Genomic DNA, 16480 nt, shown 5'->3' with positions numbered 1-16480 from the left:
ACACTTGGAACGTTCGGGTGTCATCGTCTGCGTCAAGAGACGATACATTATGTTACTTTATAACACTTTCGGTCGCTGTTGTGCTCGGTTAGGGTGGCGGTGGGGCGTGTTGTTCTCGCTGCTACCGCTTGCCTCGCCTTCGGTGTGGGCGCATCCCCACAGTTTCATCGATATCCAAACCACGGTTGAAGGTGAGAATGACACCATCACCGGGTTGCGTATGCACTGGACGATGGATCCCATCACCTCAGCCGATCTGCTCTACGATGCGGGCAAGGCGAAGAGTGACTCTGAAATCTGGAAAAAACTGGCGGCGGAAGTGATGGCGAACGTGTTGGGTCAGCACTATTTTACTGAGATCTACCGGGATAACGTGGCGGTGAAATTTCAACCGATGCCGACAGAATATCATTTGTCGCGGCAGGGCAATAAAGCCGTGCTGGAGTTTGTGCTGCCGCTGGCGCACCCGCAGCCTTTGAAAGGCGCGCCGCTACAGATTTCTACCTTTGACCAGACCTATTTTGTCGATATGTCCTATCAGGATAAAAACGCTGTGCGCCTTGCCCCTGTGCTGGCAGAACACTGTAAAACAGCGCTGTTTACCCCAAAACCCAGTGCTGATTTACGCTCTTATGCGCTGTCGCTGGATAAAGCCGATGCCCCCGATGAGGATCTGGCGTTGGGCAAACAGTTTGCACAACAGATTACGTTGGAATGCCACTGACCGTGTTTGAAAAACGAAAACGCAATCTCACCTTGAGACTGTGCTTTGGCCTGTGGCCGTTAGCGGCTTTTTTATTGCTGCTGGCGCTGGGGGCTCAGGTGGCGCTGCGCTATTGGCCGGATATTCTGCTGCAAAGCATTGCCTGGCAGAAGGTGATGCATCAGCAGATGTCAGCGCTGTTTGAGGCGGTGCACGAACAGCCGCATCAGGCGGGGCTGAGCCTGCTGGCGTTCAGTCTGGTCTACGGCATCTTGCATGCTGTGGGGCCGGGTCATGGTAAAGTGGTGATCACGACTTACCTTGCCACCCACCCGACGCAGCTCACAAACAGTCTGAAACTGACGCTGGCATCCTCGCTGCTGCAAGGCATGATGGCGATTGGCTTGGTGAGCGTGACGCTGGGGGTGTTGCAACTCTCCAGCCGGGCACTGCACGCCAGCAGTTTCTGGATGGAAAAGGCCAGTTTTATGCTGGTGGCGCTACTGGGATTGTGGCTCAGCGTGCGTGCCCTTAAACGTCTGTGGACGGCGGTTACCCATGCCCGACATGCCAGCAAACCAAGTATTCAGCGTATTCACGCGCTAACTGCAGAGGTGCGCCCACTGCCGTTAGCGCCGTTATCACCCGTGACGGATGATGGCGTATGCGGTTGCGGCCATCGTCATCTCCCTTCCCAGGAAGAATTGCAACGTGGTGATGGCTGGCGTACCCGCGTGGCAGTGGTATTTGCTATGGGGTTGCGTCCCTGCTCGGGGGCCATCCTGGTGCTGTTGTTCTCCAAAGTGATCGGCGTGTTTGCCTGGGGCGTTGCTTCTGCGCTCGCCATGGCGCTGGGCACGGCCATTACTCTCTCGGTGTTGGCGCTGCTGGTATTCTTTTGTCGCCGGGTGATTGAACGCATGGGGCGTTCGCGTGCGCCTGCGCTGTGGCAACAGACTGCCTGGAGCACGCTATCGCTGGCGGGGGGGATGGTGCTGTTTGGTGCGGGCATTCTGCTTTATCTCTCTGCGCAACCTGCCATTACCGGTGGTATCCGCCCGGCCCCATTCCCAGTCGAAATGCAACAAAGTGACCCACTGGCCAGACCCGGATAAAATCACCGTTCTGGCCCTACTGGAGATCCCGTTGCATGCAGGGAAAACATCTGACTCACAAAGAGCGGTTCTACATCGAAAAACGGCGTGGTGATGGGGTTAACCAGGCCACCATCGCCCGGGAACTGGAGCTTCCTCGTTCTACCATCAGCAGGGAACTCAGACGCAATACCGACGCCGCTTTCAACGGGGTCTATTCCTGCAGAAGGGCCGAAACGTTGGCCAGAGGGCGGCGGCAGAAAACACGGCCGGACAGCGTGATTAACCAGCTTGAACCGCACATTCAGGACTTTATCAGAACGGCGCTGTCTACCCACACCTCACCTGAGGTCATCAGTGGGCGCCTGGTCCTGGAATTTGGCCTGTCCGTCAGCAAGAACTCGCTCTATCGCTATATCCTGCAGGAGCGCCGGGCCGGCGGTGAGCTGTATCAGCAGCTCCCTCATCGGGGTAAACGGTATAACTATCAGACCGATGAGAACAAACGCGGTCCTATTCCCAACCGTGTTGGCATTGAGCAGCGGCCGGCCGTTGCTGACCTCAAGCAGGAACCCGGGCATTTCGAGATTGACACCATCTTTGGCAAAGATCAGAAATCATTCCTGCTGACTGTGGTCGATAAAGCCGTCAAGCTGGTCATCATTCGCAAACTGCCCAACAAGCGAGCAGAGACAGTGGTAGCGGCCTTCAGGGACATCGTTGCCAATACCTTCTGCGAGTTTAAAACCCTGACTGCTGACAACGGTTCTGAATTTTCCCAGCACGGGGAAATTACAAAAGTCACGGGGGCACCGGTCTACTTTGCCCGGCCATATCATTCCTGGGAACGCGGGTTGAATGAGCATACCAACGGGCTGATACGGCGTTTTTACCCGAAGGGAACGGACTTCAATTATGTCACCCATCGCAAGGTTGCAGCACTCGAACACCTGCTCAATACGCGAGGCAGAAAATCGCTGGGTTATCGTTCTCCAAATGAGGTATTTTTAACGCACTTACAGGCGGCATAATGCCCTACCGTTTTGTTGCGTTTCGACTGGGAATGGGGCCGTCCGAAAGTGATGATCGATCGTGCTGGCGGCTATGATGATGAGTGATGCATGTCCTTTGGTGATGAAAACTTTGGCAAAATGGTGGAAGTTGCCGGTGGGAGCAATATCGCCAAAACGGCGATCCCCGGTACCTTTGGCACCTTGAATCCGGAATTTATCATCAGCGCTCGTCCGGATGTGGTGATTGTCACGGGGGCTAACTGGAAAAACTACAACACGGCGAACAAGTGGGTTGGCGTGGGACCGGGGGCGGACACGGTGGAAGACACCAAGCGTTTGGCTGCGTTGATGCAGCGTTCTGCGTTCAAAACCTTGCCGGTGGCGACCAACGGCAATGCCCATGCCATTTGGCACCAGTTCTACGATAGTCAGTATCAGTTTGTTGCGATTCAGGCGATGGCGAAATGGGCCCCATTCCCAGTCGAAACGCAACAAAACGGTAGGGCATTATGCCGCCTGTAAGTGCGTTAAAAATACCTCATTTGGAGAACGGTAACCCAGCGATTTTCGGCCTCGCGTATTGAGCAGGTGTTCGAGTGCTGCAACCTTGCGATGGGTGACATAATTGAAGTCCGTTCCCTTCGGGTAAAAACGCCGTATCAGCCCGTTGGTATGCTCATTCAACCCGCGTTCCCAGGAATGATATGGCCGGGCAAAGTAGACCGGTGCCCCCGTGACTTTTGTAATTTCCCCGTGCTGGGAAAATTCAGAACCGTTGTCAGCAGTCAGGGTTTTAAACTCGCAGAAGGTATTGGCAACGATGTCCCTGAAGGCCGCTACCACTGTCTCTGCTCGCTTGTTGGGCAGTTTGCGAATGATGACCAGCTTGACGGCTTTATCGACCACCGTCAGCAGGAATGATTTCTGATCTTTGCCAAAGATGGTGTCAATCTCGAAATGCCCGGGTTCCTGCTTGAGGTCAGCAACGGCCGGCCGCTGCTCAATGCCAACACGGTTGGGAATAGGACCGCGTTTGTTCTCATCGGTCTGATAGTTATACCGTTTACCCCGATGAGGGAGCTGCTGATACAGCTCACCGCCGGCCCGGCGCTCCTGCTGGATATAGCGATAGAGCGAGTTCTTGCTGACGGACAGGCCAAATTCCAGGACCAGGCGCCCACTGATGACCTCAGGTGAGGTGTGGGTAGACAGCGCCGTTCTGATAAAGTCCTGAATGTGCGGTTCAAGCTGGTTAATCACGCTGTCCGGCCCTGTTTTCTGCCGCCGCCCTCTGGCCAACGTTTCGGCCCTTCTGCAGGAATAGACCCCGTTGAAAGCGGCGTCGGTATTGCGTCTGAGCTCCCTGCTGATGGTAGAACGAGGAAGCTCCAGTTCCCGGGCGATGGTGGCCTGGTTAACCCCATCACCACGCCGTTTTTCGATGTAGAACCGCTCTTTGTGAGTCAGATGTTTTCCCTGCATGCAACGGGATCTCCAGTAGGGCCAGAACGGTGATTTTATCCGGGTCTGGCCAGTGGGTCACTTTGTTGCATTTCGACTGGGAATGGGGCATCGAGCGAAAGCCCAGACGGCCCCATGGTGAAATCCAGCAGCAGGGAAGCCACGATGGCGGCGACCAGCAGCAGCATGATCAGCAACCGGTGGCGCAGAATATCTTGATAATGAAGGAGAATATCCGAGTCAGCCGCCTTTTGGCTACTGATGTCAGTGGTTGTACTCATCGACTACTTGGCCAACTTTTGACTGAAAATAAACGGTGTGTCCGGAAGCGTGGTAAAGCGACGCACGATATCGTGGTAGGTTTGATCCGGATTTAACGTTGCCAGCGCTTGCGGATAGGCAATTTTCGCCAGATATTCCATGCCGACAATGTTATACGGATGGTTATAGAAGTGGTGATACACCCCGTAAACCTGGCCTGCCTTGATGGCGGGGACCTGATCGATACCTGGACGGCTTAACAGCACATCGGCTTTAGCCTGAATATCTTCTGCGGTAGCGTTATAGCCGAACGACAGAATTTTGTTGGCGCTATTGCCGCGTTTGGAACCGGTCATGATATAGGCATCCGGTTTTTCCGCGATCACTTTTTCCAGTGAGATAAAACCAGTAGCACCCGGCAGCAGATCGGCGGCGATATTGGTCACCCCAACCGCTCTTAGCAAACCGCCCCAGCCGTTATCTTTATGGCTAAAGCAGCAGGCATCGCTGTTGCCCGCGATAGGTTCAATAAACACGCGCGGTTTCGGCGTAATGGCCGCGGTTTTTTGCTGGATGTCTGCGGCGTGCTGACGGTAGAAATCGGTATAGGCCTTGGCATTCTCTTCGCGGTTGAGCACCTTGCCGAGCAGGTCAATACTGTCTGCGGTGTTCTTGGCCGGATCGATTTCATAATCAACAAACAGCAACGGAATGTGCAGTTCGTTCAGTTTGTTAACCACGCCATTGCCTTCCAGAGACGCTTTGGCACGCAGTTGTGCTACCATCAAATCCGGTTTTTTCACCAGCACGCTTTCCAGCTCGATGTCGCCTTTGTCACCAAAGCCCATATCAAGGATAGTTTCTGCGTCCGGCCATTTGCCATTCAACAGGTTCCAGGTAGCGGTATCCTGTTTTTTCGGCAGATTGTTCCATGCCACTAAACGCTGGAAGGGATCGTCGCGAACCAGCAGCGCCAGCGCCATAATATCGCGCCCGTCTTGCAGCACCAGGTGCTTCGGCTCTTGTTGCAGTGTGACGGTATTGCCCGCCATATCGGTGACAGTTAAAGGATATTGTGTGGCGTGGCTGAAAAGCGGTGTGGCAAGAAGTGCTGTGAAAAACAGCGAGTTGATGGATTTCTTAAACATGGTGTCGTCCCGTTACCACCTGCCCTGATGAATTAGGCCTCTCCTAATACAAATCAGACAGATGTAATGCATTTGATAATCATTATCGTATTACCATACGCCAAAACTTAACAGGAACGCAATGTAAGGAAAAATATCAGATGTTGTCCCGCCCACCGCCGGTGAACGGGACAAAGGACAGCCTTAGCGTTTCAGGGCTTCGCTAAGTTGTTCACGAATAGTAGACAGAATGGACTTCACCACGCGCGGGTTGCCCGCCACCAGGTTACCAGAAGCGAGATAGTTGTGGCCGCCGACGAAGTCAGTCACGATACCGCCAGCTTCACGCACCAGCAGCTCACCACCGGCAAAATCCCAGGGTTTCAGACCAATTTCGAAGAAACCGTCTACGCGGCCCGCTGCCACATAGGCCAGATCCAGCGCGGCAGAGCCAGTGCGACGGAAATCAGCGCAGGCAGTAAACAGGGTTGACACCATATTGATGTAAGGGGTTGCGTGCTGTTTCTGCTTGAAAGGGAAGCCGGTCGCCAGAATGGTGCCTTCCAGATCGCGCGCGTTGCCGCTGCGTAGACGATAGCCGTTCAACTGTGCGCCTTGACCACGCGTGGCGGTAAACAGCTCATTGCGCATCGGATCGTAAACCACCGCGACTTCAGTGCGGCCTTTAATGCGCACCGCAATGGAAACAGCAAAATGGGGGAGACGTTTAACGAAGTTGGTGGTGCCATCCAGCGGATCGATAATCCATTGCACTGTGTCGTCTTCACCGACTACTTCGCCGCACTCTTCACCAATAATGTTGTGCTGGGGGTAGGATTTGCGGATCACCTCAATAATCAGGCGTTCGGCGTCGCGGTCAACGTTGGTAACAAAGTCGTTGGTGCCTTTTTGGCTCGCTTCAACGGCGTCGGGGGTTTCATAATTCTTGGCAATTAAATTACCGCCCTTGCGCGCAGCGCGCACAGCGATGTTAAGCATCGGATGCATGGTATCGTCCACTAGGATGTTAAAGAACAGAAAGCGAGGCGCAGTATAGCAGGGGAAAGAGTAAATAGCGAAGTCTGTGATACACTAATCTTGTTTTTCACTCTTTTTCTTCTTTCTTACTGCCGAGTCAACATGTTAGAGAATATTCGTATCATTCTGGTGGAAACCTCGCACACGGGCAACATGGGGTCCACCGCCAGAGCGATGAAAACCATGGGGTTAAAGAACCTCTATCTGGTGAAACCACTGATCAAACCGGATTCACAGGCAATCGCACTGGCCGCAGGTGCCAGCGATATTATTGGCAACGCTACGCTGGTCAATACGTTGGATGAAGCGCTGGTTGGTTGCAACCTGGTGGTTGGCACCAGTGCGCGTTCCCGTTCACTGCCCTGGCCGATGCTCGAACCGCGCGAGTGCGGCGTGCGCAGTGCGCACGAAGCGCAGCACGCACCGGTAGCGCTGGTGTTTGGCCGTGAACGCGTGGGGTTGACCAACGACGAACTGCAAAAATGCCACTATCACGTCTACATTCCTGCTAACCCCGAGTACAGTTCGTTGAATCTGGCGATGGCCGTTCAGTTGATCGCTTATGAAGTGCGCGTTGCGCATCTGGATTTGCAGGCGCAGGGTGCACCGCAAATCGTGGAAGAGCCCTATCCCTTGGTTGACGATCTGGAACGCTTCTATACCCATCTGGAAGAAACGCTGCACTACACCGGGTTTATTCGTAAGGCCCATCAGGGGCAGGTGATGCACAAACTGCGCCGTTTATTCACCCGCGCGCGCCCGGAAGAGCAGGAGTTGGCCATTCTGCGTGGCATTTTGAGCTCGGTACAAAAAAACCGACGTGACGGTCAGGAATAGAAAAGCGGCGAATAAATACTTGAGTGAATTACTCGGTTAAATAGTTGACTAAAACACTCGGGAATGTCAGACTCAAAGGGTGCTATGTAAGTACATGCATTCACAGTGCATGTTTATAATAATCGTGTTCGATAATAAGCTGTTTTATCTACAGGTACAACTATTATGAGACTGACATCAAAAGGCCGTTATGCCGTTACCGCCATGCTTGATGTGGCACTGCACTCCAAAGAAGGGCCGGTTCCTTTGGCGGATATTTCCGAGCGGCAGGGAATATCGCTGTCGTATCTGGAACAACTGTTCTCTCGCTTGCGCAAAAACGGGCTGGTGTCCAGCGTCCGTGGGCCGGGCGGTGGTTACCTGCTAGGCAAAAACGCCAATGAAATCGCCGTTGGTGCCGTGATCTCTGCCGTAGACGAATCCGTCGATGCGACCCGTTGCCAGGGGCGTGAAGGCTGCCAGGGTGGCGATCGCTGCCTGACGCACACGTTGTGGCGCGATCTCAGCGACCGTATCACCGATTTCTTGAACAATATCACGCTGGACGAACTGGTGAATAATCAGGAAGTGCTGGACGTGGCGGATCGCCAAGATGCCGACACGCGCCGCACCGCTAACGGACGTTTTCAAGAAACCATTAATGTTAATCTGCGCGCCTGATAGTTCATCCTCGCAGGAATAATAAAATCAAAACGCATTGTACGTTTTGAAGTGATGTACGGAGTTTATGAGCAATGAAGTTACCCATTTATCTAGACTATTCAGCCACGACGCCGGTTGACCCGCGCGTGGCTGAAAAAATGATGCAGTTTTTGACCCTGGACGGTACGTTTGGCAACCCGGCTTCCCGTTCTCACCGCTTTGGTTGGCAGGCGGAAGAGGCAGTGGATATCGCGCGTAACCAAATTGCCGAGCTGGTGGGTGCCGATCCGCGTGAAATTGTTTTCACGTCAGGCGCGACCGAAGCCGACAACCTGGCTATCAAAGGTGCCGCCAACTTCTATCAGAAGAAAGGCAAGCATATCATTACCAGCAAGAGCGAACATAAGGCCGTGCTGGATACCTGCCGTCAGTTAGAGCGTGAAGGTTTTGATGTCACGTACCTCGCGCCGCAGCGTAACGGCATTATCGACCTGAGCGAACTCGAAGCAGCAATGCGTGAAGACACCATTGTGGTTTCCATCATGCACGTGAACAACGAAATCGGTGTGGTACAGGACATTGCCGCTATCGGCGAGATGTGCCGCAGCCGTGGTATCGTGTTCCACGTTGATGCCACGCAGAGCGTGGGCAAACTGCCTATGGATCTCAGTAAGATCAAAGTCGATTTAATGTCTTTCTCCGGTCATAAAATCTATGGCCCGAAAGGCATTGGCGCACTGTATGTGTGTCGTAAACCCCGTATCCGTATTGAAGCGCAGATGCACGGTGGCGGGCATGAACGCGGTATGCGTTCTGGTACCTTGCCCGTGCACCAGATCGTCGGCATGGGTGAAGCATACCGTATCGCCAAAGAAGAGATGGTAGCGGAAGTCGCTCGCCTGAGCGCGCTGCGTCACCGTTTGTGGAACGGTATCAAGGATATTGAAGAGGTGTACCTCAACGGTGACCTGGAACAGGGCGCGCCGAATATCCTGAACGTCAGCTTTAACTATGTTGAGGGTGAATCCCTGATCATGGCACTGAAAGACCTGGCTGTCTCCTCCGGTTCTGCCTGTACTTCTGCGAGCCTGGAGCCATCCTATGTGCTGCGTGCGCTGGGTATGAATGATGAATTGGCGCACAGCTCGATCCGCTTCTCTCTCGGTCGTTTTACTACCGAGGAAGAGATCGACTACACCATCGATTTGGTCCAGAAATCCATCGGACGTTTGCGTGACCTTTCCCCGCTGTGGGAGATGTTCAAGCAGGGCGTGGATCTGACCACCATCGAATGGGCTCATCATTAATTCGCAGCACGGAGAACGTTAATCATGGCATACAGCGAAAAAGTTATCGATCATTACGAAAATCCGCGCAACGTCGGCTCCTTTGACAACGTCGATCCTTCGATTGGCAGCGGCATGGTGGGTGCACCGGCGTGTGGCGACGTAATGAAATTACAGATCAAAGTCAGCGACAACGGCATTATTGAAGAAGCGCGTTTCAAAACCTACGGTTGTGGCTCTGCCATTGCTTCGAGTTCGCTGATCACTGAATGGGTGAAAGGCAAGTCTCTGGACGAAGCCGAGGCTATCAAGAACACTCAGATCGCCGAGGAACTGGAACTGCCACCAGTGAAAATTCACTGTTCTATTCTGGCGGAAGATGCGATCAAAGCAGCGATCGCGGATTACAAAAGCAAACGCACAGCGAAATAATCTGTCGGCGAACCGTGCTGCCCGGCGTGCACACGTTGGGCAGAAGGCGTGCTAACGATACCGAGGTTGTTGTATGTCTATTTCTCTTAGCGATAGCGCAGCACAACGTGTCAGCGCTTTTATGGCAAATCGAGGCAAAGGCGTCGGCCTGCGCTTGGGTGTGCGGACGTCAGGTTGTTCTGGCATGGCTTATGTGCTTGAGTTTGTTGACGACCTTAACGACGACGATGTGGTGTTTGAAGATAAAGGGGTCAGGGTCATCATTGATGGCAAAAGCCTGGTTTATCTCGACGGCACGCAGTTGGATTTCGTCAAAGAAGGGTTGAACGAAGGATTCAAGTTCAATAATCCCAACGTTAACGGCGAATGCGGCTGCGGCGAAAGCTTTACGGTCTGATTCGTTTTGCCCGTGTTAACGGGAGCATGCTCGTGACGCATTGGCGCAGGGCGGCTACCCGTTAGCGCCACAATGTCCGAGCGCACTATGGATTACTTTACATTATTCGGGCTGCCGGTTCACTACGATGTGGATGGCAGCCTGCTCCTTTCTCGTTATCAGGAACTGCAACGCCAGTTGCACCCCGATCGTTTTGCCACGTACCCCGAGCGGGAGCGTCTGCTGGCCGTACAGCAGGCGGCGACGGTTAATGATGCTTACCAGTCGCTGAAACATCCGCTGAAACGCGCAGAATATATGTTATCGTTGCACGGTTTTGAGCTGGGTAACGAGCAACATACGATGCGCGATACGGCCTTTCTGATGGAGCAACTGGAACTGCGTGAGCAGTTGGATGCGATTTCACATCAAACAGATGCTGAAGCCGCGCTGGCCGATTTTGCCAACCAGTTAACCGCTATGATACGGCAGCGTACCACGCAGATGCAGTCCGAACTGGCGCAGGCATCGTGGTCGGCGGCGGCCGATACGGTGCGTAAACTCCGCTTTTTGGATAAGCTGCAACAGCAGGTGGAACAACTCGAAGAACAACTGCTGGATCGCTAATCTGCGCAGTGATGCACATAATCGAATAATGTCTTTTTATTTCGTCGGCGCAACGGTGGCGCTGACAGCCAATTGATGGAAGCTCAATATGGCCCTATTACAAATTAGTGAACCCGGCCTCAGCGCAGCACCACATCAGCGCCATCTTGCCGTGGGTATTGATCTCGGCACCACCAATTCGCTGGTGGCAACGGTGCGCAGCGGAGAAGCACAACCGCTGGCGGATGCCGAAGGCCGTGAACTGCTACCGTCGGTGGTGCGCTATCATGCAGAAAGTATCGATGTTGGCTGGGCGGCGCAGGTGCAGGCGGTAAACGATCCTGCCAACACCGTCAGTTCCGTCAAACGATTGATGGGCCGCTCACTGGCCGATATTCAGCAGCGCTATCCCCATTTGCCGTACCATTTTCAGGCCAGCGACAACGGCTTACCCGTGTTGCAAACGGCGGCGGGTAACAAAAATCCGATCCAGGTTTCTGCCGATATCCTCTCTGCGCTCGCGGCGCGGGCCGAAGCCGCGCTCGGCGGCGTGCCGGATGGTGTAGTGATCACCGTTCCTGCCTATTTCGACGACGCCCAGCGTCAAGGCACCAAAGATGCGGCGCGTTTGGCCGGGCTGCATGTGCTGCGTTTGCTCAATGAGCCGACGGCGGCAGCTATTGCTTACGGGCTGGATTCGGGTAAGGAAGGGGTGATTGCCGTCTACGATCTGGGTGGTGGCACCTTCGATATCTCTATCCTGCGTTTAAGTCGCGGGGTGTTTGAAGTGCTGGCGACCGGCGGTGATTCTGCGCTTGGCGGCGACGATTTCGACAACCTGTTGGTGGAGTGGCTGCGCGAGCAGGCCGGCGTTAACGATCGTTCTGATGCGCGCGTGCAGCGTGAATTGATTGAAACGGCCTTGCATGCCAAGGTTGCGCTCAGCGCCGCACCGTCAGTGACGGTAGAGGTTGGCGCCTGGCAGGGCGAACTGAGCCGCGAGCAGTTTGATGCGCTTATCGAGCAGCTGGTGAAACGTACGCTGCTTTGCTGCCGTCGGGCATTGAAAGACGCCGTTGTTCAGGCCGATGAGGTACAGGAAGTGGTGATGGTGGGGGGCTCGACGCGCGTGCCCGTGGTGCGCACCCGCGTCGGCGATTTCTTTGGCCGCACGCCGTTGACCGCCATCGACCCGGATAAAGTGGTGGCGCTGGGCGCTGCCATTCAGGCGGATATTCTGGTGGGTAACAAGCCAGACAGCGAGATGCTGCTGCTGGATGTGATCCCGCTGTCGCTCGGTCTGGAAACCATGGGCGGCCTGGTCGAGAAGGTGATTCCACGTAACACCACCATTCCGGCGGCGCGTGCGCAGGAGTTCACCACGTTTAAAGACGGCCAGACCGCCATGATGATCCATGTGCTGCAAGGTGAACGCGAACTGGTACAGGATTGTCGTTCGCTGGCGCGATTCTCACTGCGCGGCATCCCGCCGCTGCCCGCCGGTGGCGCGCATATTCGTGTAACCTTCCAGGTGGATGCGGATGGCCTGCTGAGCGTCACTGCAATGGAGAAATCCACGGGCGTGGAAGCTGCGATTCAGGTCAAACCGTCGTATGGGCTGAGCGATGATGAAATTGCCGCGATGATCACCGACTCGATGCAGAATGCGCAGAGTGACGTCGCGGCGCGCATGTTGGCGGAGCAGAAAGTCGAAGCTGCGCGGGTGCTGGAAAGCGTGCAAAGCGCGCTGGCCGCCGATGCGGATTTGCTAAGCGCCGAAGAACAGGCGGCTATCGTTCAGGCAGTGTCGGCGCTGCAACAGGTGAGTGCAGGCGATGACGTTGCGCTGATTGAAGCCGCAATAAAAACAGTAGATCAACAAACTCAGGGGTTCGCTGAGCGTCGTATGGATGCTTCCATTCGTCGGGCGCTGGCAGGACACTCTGTGGACGAGGTGTGAGCATGCCTAAGATAGTTTTTTTACCGGATCAGGATCTGTGTCCTGAAGGCGCGGTATTGGAAGCCAAAGCGGGTGAAACGATTCTGGACGTCGCCCTGCGCAATGGTATCGAAGTTGAACACGCCTGTGAGAAATCCTGCGCGTGTACTACCTGCCATTGCATCGTGCGCGAAGGGTTTGATTCTCTCGCGGAAAGCACAGAAGATGAAGATGACATGCTGGACAAAGCGTGGGGGCTGGAGCCCGAAAGCCGTCTGGGCTGTCAGGCGCGTGTCGCGGGCGATGATCTGGTGGTTGAGATCCCGCGTTACACCATTAACCATGCCCGCGAACATTAACAGGAGCTGAACATGGGATTGACCTGGACAGACAGTCGGGCCATTGGTGAAGCGCTGTATGACGCGTTTCCCGATACAGACCCGAAAACGGTGCGTTTTACTGACCTGCATCGCTGGATTTGCGAGCTGGATGAGTTTGATGACGCGCCAGACGCTTCCAACGAAAAAATTCTGGAAGCGATATTGCTGGTGTGGTTAGACGAAGCGGAATGACAATTCTGGGCTGCCTGACGGGCGGCCCTTTTTTTTCAGCGCGATACCGTAAATATACTCTACATAATTCGAGTTGAAATATAACGGGTATAGGCTGCTGTTAAGTACATTATCCACGGAGCTGATATGACAAGCGAAGCTATGCAGGTTTCACTCTCCACCCAGCCTGCCGATGCGCGTTGGGGAGAAAAAGCGGCGTTGAGCGCTAACGAACAGGGGTTCACCATTCATCTGCCTGAAACGGCCGCGTTGGGCACTATTCAGCGCGCGGCGCGCAAAATTGACGGGCAAGGCATTAAGCACGTCAAACTGGTGGGTGAGGGCTGGAATCTGGAAACCAGCTGGGCGTTCTGGCAAGGTTACCGCGCCCCGAAAGGTAAACGTACCGTCGAATGGGCACCGTTGGAAGAGGTGCAGCGCAAGGCATTGGATTTGCGCCTGAAAGTTGTTGATTGGGTACGCGACACCATTAACCTGCCCGCCGAAGATTTAGGGCCAGAACAACTGGCAACGCGTGCGTTGGATTTGCTGCATGATGTGGGCGGTAACGCCGTCAACTATCGCATCACCAAGGGTGAAGATCTGCGCGATCAAAACTATATCGGGCTGCATACGGTAGGGCGTGGTTCTGAACGTCAACCGGTGCTGCTGGCGCTGGATTTTAACCCGACGGGCAACTCGGATGCGCCGGTGTTTGCTTGTCTGGTGGGCAAGGGCATCACCTTTGACAGCGGCGGCTATAGCCTGAAGCCGAGTGGCTTTATGGATTCGATGAAATCCGATATGGGCGGCGCGGCACTGGTCACAGGTGCGCTGGCGCTGGCGATTGCTCAAGGGCTAACCCGTCGCGTAAAACTCTACCTATGCTGCGCCGACAATATGGTGAGCGGTAACGCATTCCGTCTCGGTGACATTTTGCGCTATCGCAACTGTAAAACCGTCGAAGTGATGAACACCGACGCGGAAGGGCGTCTGGTGCTGGCGGATGGCCTAATCGATGCCAGCGCGCAAGCGCCACAGTGGATTATCGATTGTGCTACGCTGACCGGTGCGGCGAAAACGGCGCTGGGTAACGACTATCACGCGCTATTCAGCTTTGATGATGCCTTTGCTGAACGCCTGCTCACCAGCGCAAAACAGGAAAACGAACCGTTCTGGCGTTTGCCGCTGGAGGAATTTCACCGTTCGCAACTGCCGTCCAGTTTTGCCGAGCTGAATAACGTTGCAGGCGCGGCGCACAGCGCGGGCGCCAGCACGGCGGCGGCTTTTTTGTCGCATTTTGTCTCGTCCTATCAGAAAGGGTGGTTGCATATCGACTGCTCGGCGACCTACCGCAAAGGGGCAGTGGAACAGTGGGCAGCCGGCGCGACCGGTTTGGGCGTACGCACGCTCGCCAATTTGCTGCTGAGCGAAGACCAGCATTGAGTGCTATCAGGCTTGAGTGATAATCAACGTATGACATTTACACCGCAAAACAAGCTGGAAGAGGTGCTGATGAAGGCGGCGACCGAGCCTGCCCATCGGCCTGAGTTTTTCACTGAACTGATGGACGCCACCGTCTATATCATCGGTAACAGCGATGACGCGAGCGAACAGGGCGCCAGCACGCTGCCTGTTGGCATACAGGTTGAGATTCAGCACTGGGAAAAACCCGATGGCAGTACCGTTATCCCGTTTTTCTCGTCGCTGGAAGCCTTGCAGATGGCTATCTCAACGGAAGCCGCTTTTCTGGCGCTGCCAGCCCGCTCAATGTTTGAATTAACGCAGGGGCAGACGTTGTTCCTTAACCCTAAACTCCCCTACGGCAAAGAGTTCCTGCCGCAAGAGGTGGAGCATATGCTGGCAGGTGAGGGCAATGGCTTTGTGCAAAGCCGTGTGGTTGACGAGCCAGTAGAGGTGCATCTCAGCCTGCCGGAACCGTCGCCGGATCAGATGATCGATTCGCTGACGCAACTGCTTGCCAAGCATCGCCCGGTGCGCCGTGCATGGGTGGCGCAGATTCAGGAGGGTGACGCGGAGCCGAATCTGCTGATCGGTCTGGAACTGGTCGATTTGGATGAGGTGGAGACGGTTATCCAGGCGGTGGGCACGGTTGCCAGCGATACAGTGGTCGGCGATCAGCCGGTGGATATTTGCATCGTCGATAAAGAAGAAAAGGGCGGTGTAAGCCACTATTTTCTGCATCACACCACGCCGTTTTATGAGCATAAGTGGGGCAGTTTCCTGCGCGAGTTCAAACAGACGGGCAAAGCGTAATTTACCTCGTGCATCCCCTGTTCAGGGGATGCCATCTAGACCGGGTTACCCGTGGTCGCCCGCAGCAGCAATAAATCAATCAGTAACACTAAATTAGATTCGAACGAGCTAACCTCTCCCGCCTCAGCCGCAAAATGAATGGCGTCATCATGTAAGCGAAAGTGTAAATCCGCCACGTTGGCTAACGGATTAAACGACGCACGGGTGAAGGCGACCACGGTCATACCGATGTTTCTGGCGATCTGCGCTTTTTCGATCACCTGTTCGGTTTCTCCGCTGCGCGAGATAGCGATAAAGATGCGGTATTTCGGAGCATTGCTAAGAAAAATCCCTTTGCTGTCCCCCAGACCGGAGACGAACGCATCTTTACCCAGTATTTGCAGCTTTTTGGCGAAATACTCAGTGAACAGGTGAGACAACCCAGCACCGTAAAGAAAAAAATGGCTCTCGTGACGCAGGATATGGCAGAAGGCGTCCATCAGCGCAGGCGTTACGTAGGTGAAGGTTTTTTCGTAATTGGCGACAAAATGGCGATAGTCTTCGGGGATGCCGTCACTGGCAACCGATGCGTGGTTTGCCGGAAATGAACGCGGCGCATCGGTGAGCAACTGCTTGCAGTGATAGATAAATTCGCTGTAGCCGCTAAACCCCATTTTTTGACACTGGCGCATAATGGTTGCGGTCGAGACGTAGGTTTGCTGCGCCAACTCACGCACGGTGATCTTGCAGACCAGCGACGCGTGCTCGGCAATAAACACCAGCACGCGGTGCTCCGCGCGCGTCAACTCTCTGCCGTGGTGAACCAGTGATGTCAACCGGCTATCCATGGTGCTGCTC

At 54.6% G+C, this 16480-nt stretch carries 18 protein-coding genes and 2 pseudogenes; 15 read left to right on the top strand and 5 right to left on the bottom strand.

The window, feature by feature from the left end; all coding sequences use genetic code 11:
- The first annotated feature begins 49 nt into the window (after positions 1–49).
- The 4 genes and pseudogenes from ACQGXV_RS02330 to ACQGXV_RS02315 form a co-directional block, all read left to right on the top strand.
- Positions 50–724, top strand: coding sequence for a DUF1007 family protein (locus tag ACQGXV_RS02330; RefSeq protein ID WP_440864772.1), 675 nt, complete (start codon positions 50–52; stop codon positions 722–724).
- Positions 715–1818, top strand: coding sequence for a nickel/cobalt transporter (locus ACQGXV_RS02325; protein ID WP_440864771.1), 1104 nt, complete (start codon positions 715–717; stop codon positions 1816–1818). The genes ACQGXV_RS02330 and ACQGXV_RS02325 overlap by 10 nt, the downstream gene beginning before the upstream one ends.
- 35 nt (positions 1819–1853) lie before the next feature.
- Complete coding sequence (locus tag ACQGXV_RS02320; protein ID WP_440863132.1) at positions 1854–2828, top strand: IS30 family transposase; 975 nt, start codon at positions 1854–1856, stop codon at positions 2826–2828.
- Between the two features lie 36 nt (positions 2829–2864).
- Positions 2865–3278, top strand: a pseudogene (locus ACQGXV_RS02315) (ABC transporter substrate-binding protein); the annotation flags it as partial.
- Between the two features lie 39 nt (positions 3279–3317).
- On the opposite strand, the gene ACQGXV_RS02310 reads toward ACQGXV_RS02315, so the two are convergent.
- The 4 genes and pseudogenes from ACQGXV_RS02310 to suhB all read right to left on the bottom strand — a co-directional run bounded on the left by ACQGXV_RS02310 (position 3318) and on the right by suhB (position 6667).
- Positions 3318–4292 (bottom strand): IS30 family transposase, encoded by a 975-nt coding sequence (locus ACQGXV_RS02310; RefSeq protein ID WP_440864745.1) that lies wholly within the window; start codon positions 4290–4292, stop codon positions 3318–3320.
- A gap of 86 nt (positions 4293–4378) precedes the next feature.
- Positions 4379–4552: pseudogene (locus tag ACQGXV_RS02305) on the bottom strand (iron ABC transporter permease); the annotation flags it as partial.
- Positions 4553–4555: 3 nt separating this feature from the next.
- Entirely contained in the window at positions 4556–5680 is a 1125-nt protein-coding gene (locus tag ACQGXV_RS02300; protein ID WP_440864770.1) for an ABC transporter substrate-binding protein, read from the bottom strand.
- 183 nt (positions 5681–5863) lie between these two features.
- Entirely contained in the window at positions 5864–6667 is an 804-nt protein-coding gene (gene suhB, locus ACQGXV_RS02295; RefSeq protein ID WP_440864769.1) for an inositol-1-monophosphatase, read from the bottom strand.
- 132 nt (positions 6668–6799) lie between these two features.
- Between suhB and trmJ the strand changes: the two genes are divergently transcribed.
- The 11 genes from trmJ (at position 6800) to sseB (ending at position 15643) form a co-directional block, all read left to right on the top strand.
- Positions 6800–7534, top strand: a complete 735-nt coding sequence (trmJ, locus tag ACQGXV_RS02290) for a tRNA (cytosine(32)/uridine(32)-2'-O)-methyltransferase TrmJ (RefSeq protein ID WP_440864768.1) — start codon at positions 6800–6802, stop codon at positions 7532–7534.
- A gap of 165 nt (positions 7535–7699) precedes the next feature.
- Positions 7700–8194 (top strand): Fe-S cluster assembly transcriptional regulator IscR, encoded by a 495-nt coding sequence (gene iscR, locus ACQGXV_RS02285; RefSeq protein ID WP_222157767.1) that lies wholly within the window; start codon positions 7700–7702, stop codon positions 8192–8194.
- 74 nt (positions 8195–8268) lie between these two features.
- Positions 8269–9483 (top strand): IscS subfamily cysteine desulfurase, encoded by a 1215-nt coding sequence (locus ACQGXV_RS02280; protein ID WP_440864767.1) that lies wholly within the window; start codon positions 8269–8271, stop codon positions 9481–9483.
- A gap of 24 nt (positions 9484–9507) precedes the next feature.
- Positions 9508–9894: a Fe-S cluster assembly scaffold IscU gene (gene iscU / locus ACQGXV_RS02275; RefSeq protein ID WP_440864766.1), complete on the top strand. Its 387-nt coding sequence runs from the start codon at positions 9508–9510 to the stop codon at positions 9892–9894.
- A gap of 73 nt (positions 9895–9967) precedes the next feature.
- Positions 9968–10291 carry an iron-sulfur cluster assembly protein IscA gene (gene iscA, locus ACQGXV_RS02270; RefSeq protein ID WP_222157764.1) on the top strand — a complete coding sequence of 108 codons (324 nt, stop codon included), beginning with the start codon at positions 9968–9970 and terminating at the stop codon, positions 10289–10291.
- 87 nt (positions 10292–10378) lie between these two features.
- Entirely contained in the window at positions 10379–10897 is a 519-nt protein-coding gene (gene hscB, locus ACQGXV_RS02265) for a co-chaperone HscB (protein ID WP_440867170.1), read from the top strand.
- Positions 10898–10985: 88 nt separating this feature from the next.
- Positions 10986–12836, top strand: a complete 1851-nt coding sequence (gene hscA, locus ACQGXV_RS02260; protein ID WP_440864765.1) for a Fe-S protein assembly chaperone HscA — start codon at positions 10986–10988, stop codon at positions 12834–12836.
- Between the two features lie 2 nt (positions 12837–12838).
- Positions 12839–13174 carry an ISC system 2Fe-2S type ferredoxin gene (gene fdx / locus ACQGXV_RS02255; RefSeq protein WP_440864764.1) on the top strand — a complete coding sequence of 112 codons (336 nt, stop codon included), beginning with the start codon at positions 12839–12841 and terminating at the stop codon, positions 13172–13174.
- Positions 13175–13186: 12 nt separating this feature from the next.
- Positions 13187–13387, top strand: coding sequence for a Fe-S cluster assembly protein IscX (gene iscX / locus ACQGXV_RS02250; protein WP_196905568.1), 201 nt, complete (start codon positions 13187–13189; stop codon positions 13385–13387).
- Positions 13388–13513: 126 nt separating this feature from the next.
- A complete protein-coding gene (pepB, locus tag ACQGXV_RS02245; RefSeq protein WP_440864763.1) occupies positions 13514–14812 on the top strand; it encodes an aminopeptidase PepB in 1299 nt (432 codons plus the stop codon).
- 30 nt (positions 14813–14842) lie between these two features.
- Positions 14843–15643, top strand: coding sequence for an enhanced serine sensitivity protein SseB (gene sseB / locus ACQGXV_RS02240; protein ID WP_440867169.1), 801 nt, complete (start codon positions 14843–14845; stop codon positions 15641–15643).
- A gap of 35 nt (positions 15644–15678) precedes the next feature.
- On the opposite strand, the gene ACQGXV_RS02235 is transcribed toward sseB, so the two are convergent.
- The gene (locus ACQGXV_RS02235) at positions 15679–16470 is read right to left on the bottom strand and encodes a MurR/RpiR family transcriptional regulator (RefSeq protein ID WP_440864762.1); all 792 of its coding nucleotides are present in this window, start codon (positions 16468–16470) and stop codon (positions 15679–15681) included.
- Between the last annotated feature and the right edge of the window lie 10 nt (positions 16471–16480).

Origin of the sequence: Symbiopectobacterium purcellii (assembly GCF_052050035.1) — a bacterium.
Classification (GTDB): Bacteria; Pseudomonadota; Gammaproteobacteria; order Enterobacterales; family Enterobacteriaceae; genus Symbiopectobacterium; species Symbiopectobacterium purcellii_A.
This window is presented reverse-complemented; position numbering and strand designations above follow the sequence as displayed.

Bases quoted from the DNA above. Each gene is read 5' to 3' on its own strand.
- ACQGXV_RS02330 (WP_440864772.1), top strand. From the start codon at position 50: ATGTTACTTTATAACACTTTCGGTCGCTGTTGTGCTCGGTTAGGGTGG.
- ACQGXV_RS02325 (WP_440864771.1), top strand. From the start codon at position 715: ATGCCACTGACCGTGTTTGAAAAACGAAAACGCAATCTCACCTTGAGA.
- ACQGXV_RS02320 (WP_440863132.1), top strand. From the start codon at position 1,854: ATGCAGGGAAAACATCTGACTCACAAAGAGCGGTTCTACATCGAAAAA.
- ACQGXV_RS02310 (WP_440864745.1), bottom strand. From the start codon at position 4,292: ATGCAGGGAAAACATCTGACTCACAAAGAGCGGTTCTACATCGAAAAA.
- ACQGXV_RS02300 (WP_440864770.1), bottom strand. From the start codon at position 5,680: ATGTTTAAGAAATCCATCAACTCGCTGTTTTTCACAGCACTTCTTGCC.
- suhB (WP_440864769.1), bottom strand. From the start codon at position 6,667: ATGCATCCGATGCTTAACATCGCTGTGCGCGCTGCGCGCAAGGGCGGT.
- trmJ (WP_440864768.1), top strand. From the start codon at position 6,800: ATGTTAGAGAATATTCGTATCATTCTGGTGGAAACCTCGCACACGGGC.
- iscR (WP_222157767.1), top strand. From the start codon at position 7,700: ATGAGACTGACATCAAAAGGCCGTTATGCCGTTACCGCCATGCTTGAT.
- ACQGXV_RS02280 (WP_440864767.1), top strand. From the start codon at position 8,269: ATGAAGTTACCCATTTATCTAGACTATTCAGCCACGACGCCGGTTGAC.
- iscU (WP_440864766.1), top strand. From the start codon at position 9,508: ATGGCATACAGCGAAAAAGTTATCGATCATTACGAAAATCCGCGCAAC.
- iscA (WP_222157764.1), top strand. From the start codon at position 9,968: ATGTCTATTTCTCTTAGCGATAGCGCAGCACAACGTGTCAGCGCTTTT.
- hscB (WP_440867170.1), top strand. From the start codon at position 10,379: ATGGATTACTTTACATTATTCGGGCTGCCGGTTCACTACGATGTGGAT.
- hscA (WP_440864765.1), top strand. From the start codon at position 10,986: ATGGCCCTATTACAAATTAGTGAACCCGGCCTCAGCGCAGCACCACAT.
- fdx (WP_440864764.1), top strand. From the start codon at position 12,839: ATGCCTAAGATAGTTTTTTTACCGGATCAGGATCTGTGTCCTGAAGGC.
- iscX (WP_196905568.1), top strand. From the start codon at position 13,187: ATGGGATTGACCTGGACAGACAGTCGGGCCATTGGTGAAGCGCTGTAT.
- pepB (WP_440864763.1), top strand. From the start codon at position 13,514: ATGACAAGCGAAGCTATGCAGGTTTCACTCTCCACCCAGCCTGCCGAT.
- sseB (WP_440867169.1), top strand. From the start codon at position 14,843: ATGACATTTACACCGCAAAACAAGCTGGAAGAGGTGCTGATGAAGGCG.
- ACQGXV_RS02235 (WP_440864762.1), bottom strand. From the start codon at position 16,470: ATGGATAGCCGGTTGACATCACTGGTTCACCACGGCAGAGAGTTGACG.